At 73.3% G+C, this 18,713-nt stretch carries 13 protein-coding genes; 4 read left to right on the top strand and 9 right to left on the bottom strand.

Annotation, left to right across the window (positions count from 1 at the left end; genetic code table 11):
* The first annotated feature begins 46 nt into the window (after positions 1-46).
* On the top strand, positions 47-1,057 hold the full coding sequence (locus ABZ930_RS20770) for an SPFH domain-containing protein (protein ID WP_361549733.1): 1,011 nt from the start codon (positions 47-49) through the stop codon (positions 1,055-1,057).
* Complete coding sequence (locus ABZ930_RS20765) at positions 1,054-1,953, top strand: hypothetical protein (RefSeq protein ID WP_361549731.1); 900 nt, start codon at positions 1,054-1,056, stop codon at positions 1,951-1,953. The genes ABZ930_RS20770 and ABZ930_RS20765 overlap by 4 nt, the downstream gene beginning before the upstream one ends.
* Positions 1,954-2,022: 69 nt before the next feature.
* Here ABZ930_RS20765 and ABZ930_RS20760 read toward each other — a convergent pair whose 3' ends face one another.
* The 4 genes from ABZ930_RS20760 to ABZ930_RS20745 form a co-directional block, all read right to left on the bottom strand.
* A complete protein-coding gene (locus tag ABZ930_RS20760; RefSeq protein ID WP_361549729.1) occupies positions 2,023-2,775 on the bottom strand; it encodes a trypsin-like serine protease in 753 nt (250 codons plus the stop codon).
* A 57-nt stretch (positions 2,776-2,832) separates the two neighbouring features.
* Complete coding sequence (locus ABZ930_RS20755) at positions 2,833-3,339, bottom strand: DUF6584 family protein (protein ID WP_361549727.1); 507 nt, start codon at positions 3,337-3,339, stop codon at positions 2,833-2,835.
* Positions 3,340-3,733: 394 nt separating this feature from the next.
* Positions 3,734-4,423, bottom strand: a complete 690-nt coding sequence (locus ABZ930_RS20750; RefSeq protein ID WP_361549725.1) for an RES family NAD+ phosphorylase — start codon at positions 4,421-4,423, stop codon at positions 3,734-3,736.
* Complete coding sequence (locus ABZ930_RS20745) at positions 4,423-5,106, bottom strand: DUF3168 domain-containing protein (RefSeq protein ID WP_361549723.1); 684 nt, start codon at positions 5,104-5,106, stop codon at positions 4,423-4,425. Before ABZ930_RS20745 ends, ABZ930_RS20750 begins: the two co-directional genes overlap by 1 nt.
* Positions 5,107-5,348: 242 nt before the next feature.
* Here ABZ930_RS20745 and ABZ930_RS20740 point away from each other — a divergent pair, with 242 nt between their 5' ends.
* Together ABZ930_RS20740 and ABZ930_RS20735 are read left to right on the top strand one after the other, a co-directional pair.
* Positions 5,349-10,595, top strand: a complete 5,247-nt coding sequence (locus ABZ930_RS20740) for a CHAT domain-containing protein (protein ID WP_361549721.1) — start codon at positions 5,349-5,351, stop codon at positions 10,593-10,595.
* Between the two features lie 251 nt (positions 10,596-10,846).
* Positions 10,847-12,238: an MFS transporter gene (locus tag ABZ930_RS20735; RefSeq protein ID WP_361549719.1), complete on the top strand. Its 1,392-nt coding sequence runs from the start codon at positions 10,847-10,849 to the stop codon at positions 12,236-12,238.
* 58 nt (positions 12,239-12,296) lie between these two features.
* On the opposite strand, the gene ABZ930_RS20730 is transcribed toward ABZ930_RS20735, so the two are convergent.
* The 5 genes from ABZ930_RS20730 to ABZ930_RS20710 all read right to left on the bottom strand — a co-directional run bounded on the left by ABZ930_RS20730 (position 12,297) and on the right by ABZ930_RS20710 (position 18,392).
* The gene (locus tag ABZ930_RS20730) at positions 12,297-14,234 is read right to left on the bottom strand and encodes a GAF domain-containing protein (RefSeq protein ID WP_361549718.1); all 1,938 of its coding nucleotides are present in this window, start codon (positions 14,232-14,234) and stop codon (positions 12,297-12,299) included.
* Between the two features lie 133 nt (positions 14,235-14,367).
* On the bottom strand, positions 14,368-15,156 hold the full coding sequence (locus ABZ930_RS20725; RefSeq protein WP_361549716.1) for a 3-hydroxybutyrate dehydrogenase: 789 nt from the start codon (positions 15,154-15,156) through the stop codon (positions 14,368-14,370).
* Positions 15,157-15,211: 55 nt separating this feature from the next.
* A complete protein-coding gene (locus tag ABZ930_RS20720; RefSeq protein WP_361549714.1) occupies positions 15,212-15,694 on the bottom strand; it encodes an NUDIX domain-containing protein in 483 nt (160 codons plus the stop codon).
* Between the two features lie 10 nt (positions 15,695-15,704).
* Positions 15,705-17,453 (bottom strand): apolipoprotein N-acyltransferase, encoded by a 1,749-nt coding sequence (gene lnt, locus ABZ930_RS20715; RefSeq protein WP_361549712.1) that lies wholly within the window; start codon positions 17,451-17,453, stop codon positions 15,705-15,707.
* Positions 17,454-17,741: 288 nt separating this feature from the next.
* Entirely contained in the window at positions 17,742-18,392 is a 651-nt protein-coding gene (locus tag ABZ930_RS20710) for a CBS domain-containing protein (protein WP_361549710.1), read from the bottom strand.
* Positions 18,393-18,713: the final 321 nt, after the last annotated feature.

The following is an 18,713-nucleotide window of genomic DNA, read 5'->3' as shown; positions in this document are numbered from 1 at the left end:
GACTCCCGATTTAAAGTCAGAATGACTCTAACGGGAGGGCTTCGTCATGGCAGACATCACCAAGCGGTTCGGCTGGCGCCACCTGCGCGCCGCACCCACGACCCACGTACGCCACCACCGCTCGGGGCAGCTCGCCCACGACGGGGCCGGCCTGAGCTTCTGGTTCCGTCCGTTGTCGGCCGCCATCTCCGAAGTGCCGGTGGACGACCGGGAGTTGGCGATGACGTTCCACGCCAGAACCGCGGACTTCCAGGACATCGCCGTGCAGGCCACGGTGACCTACCGGATCGGCGATCCCGCGGTCGCGGCCGAGCACCTGGACTTCTCCGTCGACCCGGACTCCGGCGTCTGGCGCGGCGCTCCGCTGGAGCAGCTGGCGACGCTCCTGACGGAGACCGCGCAGCAGCACGCGCTGGAGGTGCTGGCCCGCACCACGCTGGCCTCCGCCCTCGCCGACGGGGTGCCCGCGGTCCGGGACGCCGTCGCGACGGGACTGAGCGAGGAGCCGCGGCTGCCCGCCACCGGCCTCTCGGTCGTCGCGGTGCGCGTGATGGCCCTGCGCCCCGAGCCCGAGGTGGAGCGCGCCCTGCGCACCCCGGCCCGCGAGCGCATCCAGCAGGAGGCGGACAAGGCGACGTACGAACGGCGCGCGGTCGCCGTCGAGCGCGAGCGCACCATCGCGGAGAACGAGCTGGCCAGCCAGATCGAACTGGCCCGCAGGGAGGAGCAGTTGGTCGAGCAGCGCGGTGCCAACACCCGGCGCGAGGCCGAGGAGCAGGCCGCGGCCGACGCCGTACGCGTCCAGGCCGAGGCCGACCGCAAGGTCCGCCTCGCCCGCGCGGAGGCGGAGGCCGCCCGCGAGGCCGGTGAGGCACGGGCCCAGGCGCAGGCCGCCTGGCTGCGGGTGCACGGCGAGACGGACGTCGCGACGCTGCACGCGCTGACCGGCACGCGGCTCGCCGAGAACCTGCCGCGGATCGAGAGCGTGACCGTCTCCCCCGATGTGCTCACCGGTCTCCTCGCCCGGCTCGGCACGGACGGCGGGCAGTCGGCATGAGCCTCGCGCCCCGGGCCGTCCTGGTCCATCGCACCACCGAGTACGAGGAGTTGGTGGCGCACCACGGGACGCACGGGCAGGCGGCGTTCTTCCTGTCGTCCCGGGGCCGTGACATCGCGGAGGTCGCGGAGCGGCACCGGCGGGCGCAGCGCGCGCTGACCGAGGCGGCCGCCGCCGTGCCGCTGAGCTGGCGGCGGGCGCAGGTGGAGCGCGCGGATCTGGACCGGTTCCTGTTCGCGCCGCAGGACGTGGTGGTCGCGGTCGGGCAGGACGGGCTGGTGGCGAACGTCGCGCAGTACGTCGGCGACCGGCCGGTGATCGGCGTCGACGCGGACCCGGGGCGCAATCCGGGGGTGCTGGTGCGCCACCGGTCGGCGGACGTCGCCCGGCTGCTGCCCGCCGCGCTGGAGGGGGGCCGGGGGGTCGACGAGCTGACCATGGTGGAGGCGGTCACCGACGACGCCCAGCGGCTGGTGGCCCTCAACGAGATCTACGTCGGTGCGTCCGGTCACCGCACCGCCCGCTACCGCCTGGGCCTCGACGACGACAGGGGTGTCGTCGAGGCCCAGGCCTCCTCCGGGGTCCTCATCGGTACGGGGACAGGGGCGACCGGGTGGATCCGGTCGGTGTGGCAGGAGCGCGGCGGGGCCGGGGCGCTGCCCGGTCCGACGGACGAGCGGCTGCTGTGGTTCGTCCGCGAGGCGTGGCCCTCGCCGGTCACCGGAACGCGGCTGAGCGCGGGCGAACTGACGGCGCGGGCCCGGCTGTCCCTGACCGTGGAGTCGGAGCGGCTGGTGGTCTTCGGCGACGGAATGGAGGCCGACGCGGTCGAGCTGACCTGGGGGCAGACGGTGCGGGTGGGGGTGTGCGGTGAGCGGTTGCGGCTTGTCGGGTGAGTGGGGTGGGGGCCCGCTTGTGAGAGGCGGGGCGTGTCGGGATCGGCCCGTGGAATCGGTCCGGCGGGGTCAGTGCCGGATCACGGACCGGATCCAGGGCAGTTGTCGTGAGACGTCGCCGGCGCCGGCCGTCTTCTCGCGGTCGGAGCCGAAGAAGACCCCGAGGAGGGTCTCCGTGCCGTGCGGGCCGACGGTCGTCACGGGTCCGCCCGAGTCACCGCCCGCGGGGATGCCCACGACCTTGCCCATGCAGAAGTCCGTGCCGCCGGGCACGGCATACCCCTCGCAGCGCGGGTCGTCAGGCTCGAGCACGCGCAGCGTCGACTCCCTGAGCACGGGCGACTGGCAGCGGTTCTCGTCGTCGGTGCAGGTGGCGCCCCAGCCCAACTGCCGGACCACGGCGCCGGGGCGGGGCGGAGCGGTGGCCAGACGCGCCGCGCGGACGTTCATCGGCGGAACCTTGACCAGCATCATGTCGGCGTCCGCGCTGCCCACCCGCTTGCCCGGCAGGGGGTGCACCACGGTGCCCGCGCGCACGTCGAGCGCGCCGACCCGGAAGGTGATCCGCCGGTCGGCGACGGGCTCGGCCTGTTCGTAGAAGCAGTGGGACGCACTGATGATCCACTGCCGGGCGACCGCCGTGCCGGTGCACTCCGGCTTGCCGTCGACGAACATCCGGACCGCCCACGGCCCGTACGTGCTGCGGTTCCCGCCGATCACCGCGGCGGACGGGCCCGCCGTCGCCACGGCGCCGGTCAGCAGCACCAGAACGGCCGTCGCCGCCCCACCGATCCGACGCGCCCACGCTGTAGTCGTCCTCATCGTCCCGACTCTGGCACGCCGAGGCCCCGTTCTCCCGCAGCGGCACGACGGGCCGAGTCAGTCGAAGAGGGCGACGAGTCCGTTCACCCAGATCGCGAGCAACACGAGTACCGCCACCAGGCAGCCCGCACCCGCCAGCACACCACCGACCGTCCAGGGCTCGGAGGACGCCCGGCCCTCCTCCCCCGGGACGTCCCAGTCGACGGCGTGTCCCGACTCCTCGGCGCAGGCGATCCGCACAGCGGCCAGCCGGCCCTCCGCGAAGGCGTCGGCGGCCCGCGCCTCGGGGCCGCGCCAGGCGAGGGCCTTCATCCGCCGCGCCGGGGATCCGTACCGCGCCTCGAAGGCCGCCGTCTCCTCGGCGTTCCGGTCGGCTTCGAGGTACATCCAGCGTCCGGCCTCGGCGGCATCGCCGTAGAGCCGGTACACCTCGGCCAGCCGACGCCGAACCGTCAGATCGTGCGGGAAGGACGAGACGAGACCGCGCAGGCGCTGGCGCGCGACGGGAATCCGGCCGGCGGCCAGGTCCGCGTCGACTCGGGCGAGGGTCTCTCTCAGCGGCATGACCGCATGATCGGGTACCGCACCGGGCGACGTCGACCTGGTTTCCGCGACCTCCGGCGCAGGGTCGCGGGACTCCCGATATCGAGGACCCGATTCCTCACGTCCTCAGGCCCTCAGGTCCTCAGGTCCTCATGACGGAGCAGTCCGCGCCATCTCGGGGAAAGGGCTTTCGAATACGTCGCACGGCTGTCACCCGTGGAAGCGTGGAAACGTGGAATGAAAGGGGAAAGCCACTTACCCGTGAAGTGAATGCGGCATCCAGCGGCGCGAATATGGAATCCCTCCATCCATTCCGGGCCCACCGCATCCGATGATGCCATTGCCGAACAGTCTTCGAAGTCCGGAATCCCCTTGTGCCCGAAGTGCAACCGGCTCGCGCCCGGATTCCGACCGGTCACGGCCCGGCGACGGCCCCGGGCGGTGCGCCCACGCAGACGTCGTAGCGGTACAGCGTCCGGTCCAGCCAGTTCACGCCGGCCTCGTCGTCCAGGTCGATCGACGGCTTCGGCAGCCGTCGCAGTACCTCGGCGGGGTGCGGCTGCCCCAGCCGGTCGGCGAACAGGACGATCGCGGGGTACGGCCCGTCCCGCTTGGACGGCCAGACCAGCCCCTGCGCCCACGAGGCCTGCGAGCGGATCCAGTGGCCCCAGCGGCGGGTGAACGGGTACTCAGGCGCCTCCGCGTGCACCAGCCAGGCGTCCTGCCGCACGGCGACCCGCGCGGGTTCGTCCATCAGGGACAACAGGCGGACCTCCGTGACGAGTTCGAGCTCCGTCACGCACCGGCCCACCAGAGCCTTGTACGGCAGCACCCGCGGATTGCCGTCGTCCTCGAACGGCAGGTCGCGCAGGACGGTCTCGGCGAGCGCGGTCTCCACGCGCGGTGCCGCGTAGAGATAGGCGTAGCGGTCGTTCTCGGTGGCGTCGAACCGCGATCCGCCGAAGTGCGGGTCGCACGCCGTCGGGTTGAACTCCTCGGCGGAGTACTTGCGTTGGTGAACCCGGAAGAGCCGGGTGCCCGGCGGCAGCACCAACGCGTCCGGTGTCCGGCGGATCTTCTCCGGCAGACCTTGGCCTCGTCCCATCAGTACCCCTCGCCCACCGTTCGTGCCACTGCGATCAGTTCGTCGTCCGGCACCCGGCCCAGCGCGCGTGCGGGCGGGGTGTCCAGCCAGTGGTTGCGGCCGAGCCACCAGTCCGCGACGCCCCACGGGTCCACGTCCGCCCGCAGCTCCTCGTTGATCGAGAGCACCACGGGCAGCGGCGTCCCGTCCGGGCCGAACTGGAAGGTCGGCAGCCGTACTTCACCCGTGGCATCGGTGAGCCGGATCAGGTGCCGGTGCCACGGGTCCTGGCCGAGATGCAGTTCCACCTGCTCCTCGGAGAGCGACGCCTCGGACAGCAGCCGGGTCCGGATCCGCTCCCACGGCGTTCCCCCGGCGGCCGGTGCCGACGGCCCGTCCTCCGGCGGCCCGGCGGCCGGTCGCCGGTAGCCGAAGACCGCCGCCAGCTCCCGCAGCACACCGCGGTCCAGCTCCACCCCGGGGGCCTGCAGCCGCAGTCTCTGCCGCTCGTCGCCCGGCAGGGAGTTCATCAGGTGCAGGACGACCGCCGCGCCGATGGCCTCGGCTCCCTGCTCGTCGGGACGATCGGCGAACATGGCCAGCAGCCGGTCCAGTTCCCTCCGGTCGGTCTCGCTCAGACGGTTCCGCACGCCGTCGAAATCGCGCATGAGAGCGGCGAGGATCGACAGGTCGTTCGCATCCATGTTCCCCTCCTCAGTGCCGGACTCGGTTTTCGGGGGCCGCATTGGGAGGGTACCGACCGCGGATGACAAGAACTCCCCATCGGCGAAATCGACGGGCAATGACGGGGAACCGGGCCGGGTACTCGATCTTTCCCCGAAACCCCGCACGGAGAACGGCAGAAGTGCCGTCGGGAAAGCAGTCGTCAAAAGCACCGGGCTCGGATACCGTTGCTTTCCCGATTCGGCCCGACATGTTTCCGGAGGTGCCGCATGCCCGTCGTGACACGCGGATGTGCGCCGAGGCGGCCCCCCACGGCCGGTACGGCCCGGTGACCGTGGCGAGCGGCGAACCGGACGACGCCTTCGCGTCGTTACGGTGGCTCGCCACACAGGTGGCCACGGGCTCGACCGAGCAGATCACCGCCGCCCTGGACCTGTCCCAGCAACTCATCGACCGGTGCCTGGACGATGACGCGACCGACCCGGCGATCGCCTCGGACGCCACCGAGGCACTGACCCTGCTGGACGGAGTGCTGGCCACCACCCCTCCCGGCAGCGCCTTCCACCGCTGGGCCGCGCTGCTGTCCGCCCGCGCCGCACAACTCGGCTTCGAAAGCGACACGTTGGAGGCCGCCGTACGGTTCTACGCCGGCGCGCTGGCACCGGCCCCGCGCTGGACCCTGTCCGCGGGCGGCACCGATCCGGCGACGGCGACCGACGACCCGCAGACGTGGACCGCGTACCACGCGGCGCTGGCCCGCTGGGAGTTGGCCGGGCTCCTGTGGGGACGGCTCGCGGAGGTCGCGTCCGCCGAGGCCCGGGCGCAGGACCGGGACCGGCTCGTGACGTTGCTGACCGAGGTGCTGGCCGGCCCCCACGCGGCGGAGGTGGCCGACCTCGAACTCCTGCACTCCATGGTCGGGTTGGCGCTGGCCGATCGTTCACGGGCCCCCGACTTCCACACGCCGGAGCGTCTGGCGGACCGCGCCGCCGCGCTGACGCATCTGCAGGAGGCGTACGAGCTGGGCGGCGCGACCGAGGAGGGCCCCGAACCCCTCGTGACCCGCGACCTGGCGATGCTGCGCTTCTTCGACCACGACGAGCGCTGCGACCCCGCGTCTCCCCCGCCGGAGGAACTCGGCCCGCTCATCGCGCCGCTGCTGGCGCTGGCCGACGACCCGGGTGAGGACGGCGCCATGGCGCTGGAGCTTGCCACGATGCTCGCCCGTGACCGGCACGGCCACGACGGATCCACGGAGAACGCGTCGGCGCTCCTGGACCTCTACCGTCGGCAGATCGCGCATCCAGGCACGTCTCCCCGGGACGTCCGCGGCGCGCGCATGGACCTCGCCCTGCTGCTCGTCGACCTCGCGGAGGCGGGCGGCGCGGGGACGGGGGCTGCGACGGGGGCGGGGACAACGGGTCCGCGCACCCTGCGCGCCGGCATCTACGACCCGCAGGCGGACCTGCGGGAGGCGGCGGACCAGTTCGAGCGGATCGAGGCCGAGCTGCGCGGCCCGGTCCCGGCCGACGAGTCGGCTTCCGACCGGGACGAGGAGCGGTTCCACTGCCTCAACGGCCTCGTCGAACTGCTCAGCGCCTGGCTGCGCACCGACGACGAGGACGACCGCGTCGACCGTCTGGTGCGGCACGGCACGGAGTTGGTCGACGTCGTCCCCGCCGACGACGAGGACCGCGGCCTCATCTGTCTCAAGATCGGCCTTGCGCTGTCCGCGCGCATGCAGCGCAAGGTCGAGCCCCATCTCAACCGGCAGCCCCAGCACCTGATGCGGGTGATGGTGCCCGACCCCGCGCTCGCCCTGGCGAAGCTGGCACCCGACGCCCGCAAGGACTCCGCGCGCGCGATCGAGCTCCTCCGCAAGGGTGTCGGTCTCCACCACTACCAGGATGAGATGTACGTGGCGGGCGCACAGGCGCTCAGCGTCTGTCTGCTGATGGAACACCTGCTCGTCCTGCCGCACGGCGATCCGTCGGCTCTGCGGGAGGCGCTGCGCTGGATCCGGTTGGTCCTCGGGCGAGCGCCCGCCTCCGGTCTGCCGATGGAGGAGTACGAGTTCTTCGTCATCCAGGCCCTCATGCTCTCCGTCTGGACCGGCGATCCGTTCGCACCACCCACGGGAGCGGGCCTCCCCACCGTCCCGCCGATGCCCGACGTCAGCCGCCACCCCAGCCTCGAGGAAGGCCTGCAACTGCTGGAACAGCTCCTGCGGAAGGCTGCCGCCCGCGGGCCGGGGCCGGATTCCTTCGCCTATGCCTTCATCCAGCTGACGGTCGAGTTCGTCCGCGGGGAGCGGCTCACCGACGCGTACTGCCGCGCATGGTGGGACCGGCTGGACACCCTGCTGCTCGCGAAGATCGACGAACCGTTCCCCCGGGCCCTCCTGAGCCTGATCGCCGCCGCGTTCGGCACGGAGCTCACCGACCGCGGCCTGACCGGGCCGCAGGAGCGCGCCCGCGTCGCACAGGTGCTCGACGCGGTCCTCTCGGAGGTGCCCCCGGGGAGCGACCTGTACCGGCTCGGGGCCGACCTGCGAGCGCGGAACTCCGGAGCGGCCCGGCTTCTCAGAGACCTGTTCGGCCGGGCGCCGGACGATGCGCGAGACGGTCCGGCCCGTACGCCGTCACCCGCCGAAACCGGCGGGGCGGACCCCGGAGCCGCCTTCGACGACCAAGAGACCGCGGAGGCCCTGCGGGTCGCCGCCGTCCTGCCGGGCGACGGGTCGCCGTACCCCTTCACCGAACCGGTCGGACGGGTGGAGGAGCTCGCGGAGGACGGCAGGACCGGCACCGGTGATCCGGTCGGGACGGCCGTCGCCGCCGGTATCGGCGCCCTGGCACGCTACGACCGGTGGATCCACGAACGGGAGACCGAGGACCTGACCCGGGCCATCGCCGCCGCACAGGTGGCGATCGGCGCGGCGGGCTCCGTCGAAGAGCTCGGCACCGCTCTGACGGCCCTGCGCGCAGGGATGCTGCTGGACCGGTACGCACTGCTGGGCGACCGGATGGACCTGGACTCGGCACGCGAGACCTATGCCGTACTGCTGAGGCGGGTCACCGAACGCGGCGAGCACCCCGGACTCGTACCGCTGCTGCGCCGGTACGCGGACCTCACCGGGCAACCGCGGCTGGGCGCCACACTGGTGGAGGTACCGCCGCTGGCCGCCGGAGACTTCCATGCCGGGCTCGGGGCGGCGGCGGCCGTCGCCGCGCTGCTGACGGTCCGCGGGCAGCAGCACCGCAGCAAGGGTGCGCGCGCCGCCGAGTCGCGCCGGATCTCCGAACAACTGCGGGCGGTGCTGCGACGGTTGCCGGACGGCCACTCCCGTAGGCCCGCGGTGCGCAGCGAGATCGCCCTGCTGGACCTCGACCTGGCCCGGGCGGCCGGCGATCCGACCGCGGTGGACGCCGCGCTCGGCGAGGTGGTCGCGGCCGCCGACGCGTGCCCGCCGCTGAGCGCCCACCGGCCCGCGCTGCTGCTGCGCGCGGCCCTCACCCTCTCCGCCCACCCGGAAGGGGCGCCGGAGCGCCTGGAGCAGGGCATCGCGCTGCTGTCCGGCGCGCTCGACGACGCCGAGCGGGGCTTCCACGGCGGCCGCTCGCGGTGCCTGTACGGGATCGGCCGGCTGTTGCTGGCCAGGTTCGACCGGAGCGGGGACCGGGAGGATCTGCGGCGTGCCGTCGACGTCCTGGGTGAGGCCAGGATGGCGCTGAACTCCGCGCCCGGGGACGCGTTCCCGATCGTCCTCGGCCGCGCGCAGGCGCAGGCCCACCGCTCCCACGGGCCCGAGGACACCACGCAGCGTCGTTGGTCCCGGGAGGCCGCGAAGTCCGTCCTGGCCGCGCACGGGCGGGCCGTACTCCTGCAGACCGGCACCGCGCGGGCCCTCGTCATCGCGCGGTCCGCGCGCCCCGACATGCTGCGGCTGGTCCGCTGGTGCATGGAGGACGGGGAGACGGCCGCCGCGCTCGACGCCCTCGAACTGGGCCGCGGCCTGGTGCTCAACGCGGCCACCGTCTCGGCGACCGTCCCGGGGCTCCTGCGGGACGTGGGACACCCCGATCTCGCCGTCGCGTGGGAGGACATGGCAGCGGCGACCGGCAGGACGCCGGAGGCCGGGCCGGGCGGATTGCGCCGCCAGGTGCTGGAGGCGCTGGAGGGCGGTGAGGCCGAGGCGCGGGTGCTGTCGGCGCCGACCCCCGCCGAGATCGGCCGGGCGCTGCGCAAGGTCGGATCGGACGCGCTCGTGCACCTGGTGCCGGGCGAGGGCGGTCCCGGGTACGCCCTGCTGGTCACCGCCACCGGGGCGGTGGAGCAGCTGCCGTTGCGGGCGCTCAACACCGCGGGCGGGCGGCCGTTGACCGAGTACGCCGATGCGCTGAGCGCCTTCCAGGCGGCGGCGCTGGACGTACCGGCTCCGCCCGGGGCGCACGACGCGCCGCTCCAGCAGAGCATCCGGGACCGGGCCGAGCAGCGGGCCCGGGAGGCGCAGGAGCGCTGGGGCACGGCGCTGGAGGCCGTCTGTTCGTGGGCCGGCGAGGCGGTCATGACCCGCGTGCTGGGGTGGGCGCGGGAGCGGTGGCCCGGCCGGCTGCCGCGTCTGGTGCTGGCACCGGTCGGGCTGCTCGGAGTGGTGCCGTGGCAGGCCGCGCGAGTGGCCGGTCCGCGAGGGGCCGACTACGCGAACAGGCTGGCCGTGCTCTCGCAGTGCGCCACGGCCCGGCAGCTCATCGAGGCCGCCGGGAGGCAACGACTGCCGTGGGGCGGACGCCATGCGTTCGTCGTCGACCCGGACGGCTCCTCGGTCATGCACGAGGAGACGCGCCTGATCAGGTCCGCGTTCTCTCCGCGGGCCACGGTGACCGCTTCGATCGGGTGGCTCGCCGAGCGCGACGGCCCGTGGACCGGTCCGGCACCGGTGGCCGCCACCGCCGACACGGTGCGGCTGCTGCTGCCGGGACGGCCCGTCCGGGATGCTCCCGGCGTCGCCGTCTGTCACGTCAACTGCCATGCGACGCCCGGTGCCACCCCCGCGGAGTCCCGCCTCGACCTCGGCCGTGGTCACCGCCTGGCCATCTCCGAACTGCTGACCGCTGCGCGGGATCCGCAGGCTCCCGGGGGTCTCGTCGTGCTGGCCAACTGCGTCAGCGATCTCGCCCTGTCCGACCATGACGAAGCCCTGACCCTGTCGACCGCGCTGCTCAGCGCCGGGGCCGCCTCCGTGGTCGGTTCGCGCTGGTCGGTGGTGGACGACCGCCGCACCTCGATCCTCATGTTCATGTTCCACCACTACCTCTCCGGCCATGGGCACGCCGAGGCCCCGGAGGCCGCCGGCTCTCCCGCGGACGCCCTGCGTGCGGCGCAGATGTGGATGCTCGACCCGCACCGCACGGTCCCCGCCGCCCTGCACGGCATCGCCGTCGAGACCCCCGACCGCCCTTTCGCCTCACCCCGCATCTGGGCGGCTTTCGCCCATCACGGGCACTGAGACGCCGTCGCCCGCGCGGACCCTGCGTGTTCCCTCTCTCCGGGCTCGCCGGGCTCGCCGGACGACTCCGCGATGTCGGTGAGCGTCGTCCAGGTCACAGACCCCGCCCCGCCCACGACCACCCCCTTATGGGGCCGCACCGCACACCCGCCCACCCAACTGTGGTGTCCCGCCACATACGCCTCTGACCTGCGCGTTCCTACGGTGTGGCAACACACAACCGTCCCCGCAAACGCCAGGAAGTGGTGCCGATGTCGTCGCCCGCAACCGCTCCACCAGCACCTTCGAACCTCAAGCGCATCGTCGCCGCGTCCCTCATCGGTACCACCATCGAGTGGTACGACTTCTTCCTCTACGGCTCCGCCGCCGCGCTCGTGTTCAACAAGCTCTTCTTCCCGGACTCCGACCCGCTCGTCGGCACCCTGCTCTCCTTCCTCACGTACGCCGTCGGGTTCGCCGCCCGGCCGCTGGGCGCTCTGGTCTTCGGGCACTACGGTGACCGGCTCGGCCGCAAGAAGCTGCTGGTGATCAGCCTGCTGATGATGGGGGGCGCCACCTTCGCGATCGGGCTGCTGCCCACGCACGCCACGGTCGGCTCGGCCGCGCCGGTGCTGCTGACCGCGCTCCGCCTGGTCCAGGGCTTCGCCCTCGGCGGCGAGTGGGGCGGCGCGGTCCTGCTGGTGTCCGAGCACGGGGACGCCGAGCGCCGCGGCTTCTGGGCGTCCTGGCCGCAGACCGGCGCGCCGGCCGGTCAACTCCTCGCCACCGGTGTGCTGTCGGCGCTCACCGCGCTGATGTCCGACGCCTCGTTCACCTCCTGGGGCTGGCGCATCCCGTTCCTGCTGTCCGGGGTGCTCGTCATGGTCGGCCTGTGGGTCCGCCTCTCCGTCGACGAATCGCCGGTCTTCAAGGCCGCGTTGGCCCGCGCCGAGGCCCGCAAGGCCGCCGACGCGGACACGGTGGAGAAGATGCCGCTCGTCGCGGTGCTGCGCCACCACTGGCGCGATGTCCTCGTCGCCATCGGCGCCCGCATGGCCGAGAACATCAGCTACTACGTCATCACCGCCTTCATCCTCGTGTACGCGGTCCAGGCGGCCGACGTCTCCAAGCAGACCGCGCTCAACGCCGTCCTCATCGCGTCCGCCGTCCACTTCGCGGCGATCCCCGCCTGGGGCGCCCTGTCGGACCGGATCGGGCGCAGGCCGGTGTATCTGCTGGGGGCCGCCGGAGTCGGCCTGTGGATGTTCCCGTTCTTCTCCCTCGTCGACACCGCCAGTTTCGGCAACCTGATCCTCGCGGTCACGGTCGGCCTGGTCCTGCACGGCGCCATGTACGCGCCGCAAGCCGCGTTCTTCTCGGAGATGTTCGCCACGCGGATGCGGTACTCCGGCGCCTCGATCGGGGCTCAGTTCGCCTCGGTCGCGGCCGGTGCGCCGGCCCCGCTGATCGCCACGGCGCTGCTCGACAGCTCCGGTGAGTCCACGCTGATCTCGCTGTACGTGATCGCGGCCGCGGTCGTCACCCTGATCGCCGTCGCCGTCGCCAAGGAGACCCGTCACCGCGACCTCGCCGACATCGAGGGGAATGACGACGCCGAGGCGGTCGGCGCCTCCCGGCCGGCCGAGGCCGCGCACCGCGTCTGACGACTCCGGGCCGACCGACCCCGTACGCTCCAGTCCCCTGCGGGCCGGGCGTACGGGGTCAGCGTATGTCCGGGCCCGACAGCCGGTGCAGCCGCAGCGCGAGCTGGATCTCCAGGGAGCGCTCGGGCGACTGCCAGTCGGGGCCGAGCAGATGGCCGATCCGCTCCAGGCGCTGCGCCACCGTGTTCACATGGACGTGCAGTACGTCCTTGGTGCGGGCGGGGCTCGACCCGGCCGCGAAGTAGGCGTCCAGGGTGCGGACCAGATCGGTTCCCCTGCGCGCGTCGTAGGTGACGACCTCGCCGATGGTGCGGGTCACGAAGCCGGGGATGTCCCGGCTGTCGGCGAGCAGCAGCCCCAGGAATCCGAAGTCGTCGGCCGCCGCGCCCTCCCCCGCCCGGCCCAGGACCCGCAGCGCGTCGAGGCAGCGCCGCGCCTCCGCGCAGGCGACGGCGGCCGTCTCGGTGCGGGTGGCCAGCCGGTCGACCGGGGCGGAGGCGCCGACCGTGACCGTCTCGTGGATCGCCGCGGAGAGCCGCTTGGCGACCAGGGAGGCGAGTTGGGAGGCCGTGTCGTTCGCGGCCAGCGGCAGCAGCAGGACCGTGCCGCCGTCCCTCGCGGCGGCCAGGCCGTGCCGGGTCGCCGCGAGGTGTCCGGCGGCGGCCCCGAGGCGGCGGCGGGCGGCCGCCTCCTCCTCGGCGTCGTCCGCGACGGCCTCCAGGCGGGCCGCGAGCACCACGTGGGTGGCGTCCAGGTCGGCGTCCAGCCGGGCAGCGCGCTCGCGCAGCAGACGCGGGTCCCGGTCACGGGCGTCGAGCAGGTCGTCCAACAGCTCGCCGCGGACCCGCTGTTCGGCCTCGGACGCGGAGCGCCGGGCGAGCAGCAGCAGTGAGGTGACCATGGCGGCCCGCTCCAGGGTGCGCTGGTCCACCGGGTCGAGCCCGGGATGGCCGCGCAGCACCAGGGCGCCGAGCAGCTCGCCGCCGGCGGCGACGGCCGCGACCCAGTCCTGGTCCCGGCGCACCGCGTGCCCTTCGGCACGGGACGCCTCGAGGGCCTCCGCGGGGGCGGCCCCGGCGTCCGTGAACTCCACGGTCCCGTCCAGGACCTGGGAGACGGCGGCCGCCACGTCGTGCACGCCGCCGCCGCGCAGCACCAGCTCGGCGAGCCGGTCGTGGACGTCGGAGGCGCGCTCGATGACTCCGCTGCGGTCGCGGATGATCTCGTTGGCCCGCTCGAGACCGGCCAGTGCCTCGCGGGTCTCGGTGAGCAGGTTGGCCGCGTCGATGGCCGCGGCGGCGAGCGCGGCGAAGGAGCCGAGCAGCGCGATCTCCTCGCGCTCGAAGACCCGGGTCCTGCGGTCGGAGGCGAACAGCACGCCGATCACCTGGGAGCCGAGCATCAGCGGCACCCCGAGGATGGCCTGGAGCCCTTCGTCCCGGACGCCGGCGTCGATGGTGGTGGTGTGCTGGAAGCGGACGTCCTGTGCGTAGTTGTCGGTCACGTACGGCCGGGCGGTCTGGGCGACGAGCCCGCCGAGCCCCTCGCCCATGCCGAGTCGCAGCTGCTGGAAGCGGGCGGCGACCGAGCCCTCGGTGACGCGCATGCGGGTGTCGCCCCTGAGCGGGTCGTTCAGCGTCAGGTACGCGACGTCCGTGCGCAGCAGGGAGCGGGCCCGCTGCACGATGGCCTGGAGGACGGCGTCGAGGTCGCGCAGGCCCGCGAGGTCGTGCGCGGTCTCGAACAGCGCGGACAGTTCGGCCTCGCGGCGCCGTCTGCCCTCCATCTCCTCGCGCACTCCGAGCGCGAGCCGCTTGGCCGCCTCCAGGGCGGCGATCCGGGCGGCCGGGGCGCCGTCGGCGCGCGCGAGCAGCACGGGCTGCTCGTAGGCGTCGGCGGACGCGCCCCGGGCGAGCAGCTCCAGGAACGGGGCCTGCGGGTCCCCCGCGTCCAGCGGGTCGGCGGCCGCGGCCGTGTGCGGTTGAGGGTGCGACATGCTCACCAGAATTACCCGTCGTACGGCCGGCCCCGCCAGCCCTGTGGACAACTCGAACGATCACAGACCTGCGGCCACTCGACCGAGTGACCGCAGAAGCCATCAAAGGCGTGGGCAGTGAGGACTCACCGCATCAGTGGGCGGTCCAGCCGCCGTCGAGGACCATCGACGTCCCGGTCATGAAGGAGGCCTGCGGCGAGCAGAGATGGGCCACCGCCTCGGCGACCTCCTCCGGTTCGATGAGCCGCTTGAGGGCGCTGTCCCGCAGCATCACCTGGGTGAGCACCTGCTCCTCGGGGATGTCGTGCGCGACGGCCTGGTCGGCGATCTGCCGTTCGACGAGCGGGGTGCGCACATAGCTCGGGTTCACGCAGTTCGAGGTGACACCGTGGGCGGCGCCCTCCAGCGCGACCGTCTTCGACAGCCCTTCGAGCCCGTGTTTAGCGGTGACGTAGGCGGACTTGTAGGCGGAGGCGCGCAGTCCGTGCACCGACGACACGTTCACGATGCGGCCCCAGTTCTGTCCGTACATGTGCGGCAGGGCGCCGCGGATCAGCCGGAACGGTGCCTCGACCATGAGGGTCAGCACGGTGTGGAACACGTCGGGAGGGAACTCCTCCACGGGGCGCACCAGTTGGATTCCCGCGTTGTTGACGAGGACGTCGGTGCCGGCCGCCGCGGCCTCGGCGGCGTCGAGGTCGGTCAGGTCCAGGACGTAGGGCTCGATCCCCGCGGCCGCGTCGGCGAGCGCGTCGAGTCCGGCGGCGTCCCGGTCCACCGCGCGCACCTTGGCGCCCGCGGCGGCGAGACGCAGGGCGCAGGCCCGGCCGATGCCGCCGGCGGCGCCGGTGACGAGTGCGGTGCGTCCGCCGAGGTCAAGGGGTGTGGCGGTGGGGGCGGTGACAGGCGTGAGCGGGGTCATGGTCCGCACCCTAGGCAGTCGCCCCGCACCCCCCGATGTGGTCAGAACCCATACTTCATTGCCCGGTCGTGGTCTCGAACCACGTCGGCGCGTCCTGGGCGGCCTGCTTGATCCTGAACGTGCCGTGTTCGTCCAGGGGCGGCAGCGCGTCCAGTGCGAACCAGCCCACTTCCAGCGACTCGTCGTCGTTGACGCGCGCTTCGCCCCCGGTGGCCCGGCACCGGAAGGTGATGTCCATGAACTGGCACTGATCGCCGTTGGGGTACGTGATCGGGCTCTTCGTGGCCTGGACGAGGACGACGCGTTCGGCGACGCACTCGACCCCGGTCTCCTCGAACACCTCGCGCACGGCGACGTCCGCGGGCTGCTCGCCCGGCTCGGCGATGCCCGCCGGCACGGCCCACCGGCCGGTGTCGGTGCGGCGGCCGAGCAGCACCCGTCCCTGGTCGTCGAGGACGACGGCGGTGACGCCGGGCAGGTAGAGGAGCTGGTGGCCCGCCGTGGCGCGGATGGCGCGGATGTATTCAGGGGTAGCCATACGCGTGACCCTAACCGTTCGCCGGTCGGCCGTTCGATCGGGCCGTGGCGCCGCGCCCCTTGCGGGACCGGACGACCGCCCGGGCCAGACCGCCGACGCCGATCAGGGTCAGCAGCGCTTCGGGCCAGACACCGGCGCGCGTGGCCAACGTCTTGCCGGTCCGCTTGGGGACCTCGGCGATCAGCGTGTCCGCCTCGAACATGCCGGTCTTCTGCGCGATGGACCCGTCGGGGCGGATGACGGCGCTGACACCGCTGGTCACCGGCACCATCACGGCGCGGCCGTGCTCGACGGCGCGCACCCGGTCCATGGCGAGCTGCTGGTAGGTCATCTGGCTGCGCTCGAACGTGGCGTTGTTGCTCGGCACGGACAGGATCTCGGCGCCCGCGTCGACCTGGTCGCGGACCACGTCGTCGAACGCGGCCTCGTAGCAGGTGACGTTTCCGATCTTGGTACCCGACATGTCGAAGACGACGGCCTTGTCGCCGGGGACGAAGTTGCCCGCCCGGTCGACGTCCTTGCTGAAGATCCGGAAGAAGCCGCGGTACGGCATGTACTCGCCGAAGGGCTGCAGGTGCCGCTTGTTGTACGTGGCCCCGGGACCGGTCTTCGGGTCCCAGAGGATGAGCTGGTTCCGCTCGTCACCGTTCTTGTCGGTGACGACGGCCCCCACGGAGATCGGGGCGCCGACCGCCTCGGCGGCCTTCTGGATCTCCTCGTAGGCGTCCATGTTCACGAACGGGTCGATGTCCGAGGAGTTCTCCGGCCACAGCACGAGGTCGGGCTTCTGCACCGTGCCCGCCTTGATCCTGGCGGCCAGCTTCATGGTCTCGCGCACGTGGTAGTCGAGGACGGCCCGTCGCTGGGCGTTGAAGTCGAGGCCCATGCGCGGCACGTTGCCCTGGATGAGCGCCACGCGCGCGGTGCCGGCCTGGGCGTCGTTCGAGACGAGCGGCATGGCGGCCACTCCGGCGATCACCGGTGCGACGGTGCAGACGGCCGCGGCGATGAGGGCGCGGTCACGCAGCGGGCGGGCGCCGCCCTTGCCGCGCGCCGCACTCGTCCCGGTCTCCGCGTGCGCCCCGGTCTCCGTGTCCTTGGCGGGGGCCTCGTCCGTACCGGAAGTCTCGTCAGCCGCCGGAGCCCGTTCCGTGTCGCGCGCCTTCTTCAGGTGGAGCACCCGCAGTACGAGCCCGCCCAGACCGAAGCCGCAGAGCACCACGCCGAAACCGAGCAGCGGGGTGCCGCCCAGGGAGGCGAGCGGCAGGAACACGCCGCTGGGCTGCCCGAAGGCGACCTTGCCCCAGGGGAACCCGCCGAACGGGAACCGGGCGCGCAGCGCCTCGTCCGCGATCCACACGCCGCCGGCCCACAGCGGCCACAGCGGAAGCCGCGACACATAGGCGATGCCCATACCGGCCAGGGCGAGGATCAGCGCCTCGGCGGCGGCGAGCGCCAGCCAGGGCAGCGGGCCGACGTCCACGCCCGTCCAGGACAGCAGCGGCACCAGGTAGGCGAGACCGAAGACGAGACCGAGGCCGAATCCGGCCCGCAGTCGCCGCCCGTGCACGGCGATGCCGAGCAGGGCGAACGCCAGCGGCGCGAGCCACGGCAGCTCGCGCGGCGGGAAGGTGACGTACAGGAGGAGTCCGGCGATCGCCGCGAGGACGACCGGAACGAACCGTCGCAGGCCGGAGCGGCGTGCGGGCTGTGCGTCGGGCTCGTCGGACGGGGCGACGGGAGGTGCGGTGGCGGTCACCCGGGGAGTGTACGGCGCACGCCTGTCCGGCAGTCCGGCCGGGCTTCGGCCGCTCCGGGGCCGGCACGGCGGCACCGGGCGCCGGGCGCGGGCGCGCCTCAGCGGATGCGGGGCGGTTGCTCGTCGGGTGCCCTGCCGACGGAGCGTCCCGCGCCGACCGGCGTGCGCGGTTCCGCCCGCCCGCCCGGCCGGGCCGCCACGGACGGGTGGCCGGGGCCGCAGGTTCAGGCGACAGTCGGCAGCCGTCGGGTCAGGCGGCCGGATCGCGGTACTTCTCCCGATGCTCCTTCAGTCGGTCGGCGGCGGTCCCGCGAAGTCCATCCGGATGTCGACGACCCCCTCGACGGCGCGCGCGAGGCGGGCCGCGACGGGCACCAGGTTGCGGTTGCGCAGGGTGCCGCCGAAGGTGACCACGCCATCGGCCACGGCGACGGTGACGTGCTCCTGCGGGAAGAGGTAGGAGGCCACGGTGTGCCGCACCTCGTCGGCGATGTCCTCGTCGGGGCGGAGGAACACCTTCAGCAGGTCGGAGCGGCTGACGATGCCTTCGAGGACGCCCTCGGCGGAGACGACGGGCAGCCGCTTCATCCTGCGGTGGGCCATGATGCGGGCGGCCTCGGCGAGGGTGGCGTCGGGGTGCACGCACACGGCGGGGCTGCTCATCAGCTCGCCGGCGCTGACCGCGCCCGCCTTGGCCAGGTCGGACAGACGGTGCAGTTGCTCGCGCCGGTCGGGGTCGGTGTCGCGGAACTCCTCCTTGGGCAGCAGATCGGCCGCGGAGACGACCCCGACCACGCGGCTCTCCCCCTCCAGGACCGGGACCGCGTCGACCTTCCACTGGTCCATGATCTCGACGATGTCCTTGAAGAGCGCGTCGCGGCCGACGGCCACGACGGTGTGGGTCATGACGTCACTGACGATGTGCGGGCTGACGCTCACGGCAGCCTCCTCGGGGGCGGTGGGACTCGCTCGACGGTGAGGTCGGGGCAGTGGGTGGAGCGGGTGCGCGCGGTCGGCAGGCGGGTGGCGGGGCCGATCCCACCGCGCCGGTACGGGTCGGGGTGGTCGACACTGACGGACGCGCAGGGGGCGGGCAACGCCGTTTCTCCATACGGGAGATGACGCCTCCGGGGTGCGCGCCGACGAGGACGCCGATGGGGCCGCAGTCCTCCGGTTCGGCGGCGGTGTGCCGCACGAGCGGTCGCTGCGGGGCTGGTCCCGTCCCTCCGGCGACGACGGGCACATCATGCCCGGGCGCCC

This window comes from Streptomyces sp. NPDC046716 (genome assembly GCF_040645755.1).
In the GTDB taxonomy this organism is placed as follows: domain Bacteria; phylum Actinomycetota; class Actinomycetes; order Streptomycetales; family Streptomycetaceae; genus Streptomyces.
Note: the sequence above shows the minus strand (reverse complement) of the source record. Positions and strands in the feature narration are given on the sequence as shown.

Bases quoted from the DNA above. Each gene is read 5' to 3' on its own strand.
- ABZ930_RS20770 (WP_361549733.1), top strand. From the start codon at position 47: ATGGCAGACATCACCAAGCGGTTCGGCTGGCGCCACCTGCGCGCCGCA.
- ABZ930_RS20750 (WP_361549725.1), bottom strand. From the start codon at position 4,423: ATGGGACGAGGCCAAGGTCTGCCGGAGAAGATCCGCCGGACACCGGAC.
- ABZ930_RS20735 (WP_361549719.1), top strand. From the start codon at position 10,847: ATGTCGTCGCCCGCAACCGCTCCACCAGCACCTTCGAACCTCAAGCGC.
- ABZ930_RS20755 (WP_361549727.1), bottom strand. From the start codon at position 3,339: ATGCCGCTGAGAGAGACCCTCGCCCGAGTCGACGCGGACCTGGCCGCC.
- ABZ930_RS20765 (WP_361549731.1), top strand. From the start codon at position 1,054: ATGAGCCTCGCGCCCCGGGCCGTCCTGGTCCATCGCACCACCGAGTAC.
- ABZ930_RS20720 (WP_361549714.1), bottom strand. From the start codon at position 15,694: ATGGCTACCCCTGAATACATCCGCGCCATCCGCGCCACGGCGGGCCAC.
- ABZ930_RS20730 (WP_361549718.1), bottom strand. From the start codon at position 14,234: ATGTCGCACCCTCAACCGCACACGGCCGCGGCCGCCGACCCGCTGGAC.
- ABZ930_RS20725 (WP_361549716.1), bottom strand. From the start codon at position 15,156: ATGACCCCGCTCACGCCTGTCACCGCCCCCACCGCCACACCCCTTGAC.
- ABZ930_RS20745 (WP_361549723.1), bottom strand. From the start codon at position 5,106: ATGGATGCGAACGACCTGTCGATCCTCGCCGCTCTCATGCGCGATTTC.
- ABZ930_RS20760 (WP_361549729.1), bottom strand. From the start codon at position 2,775: ATGAGGACGACTACAGCGTGGGCGCGTCGGATCGGTGGGGCGGCGACG.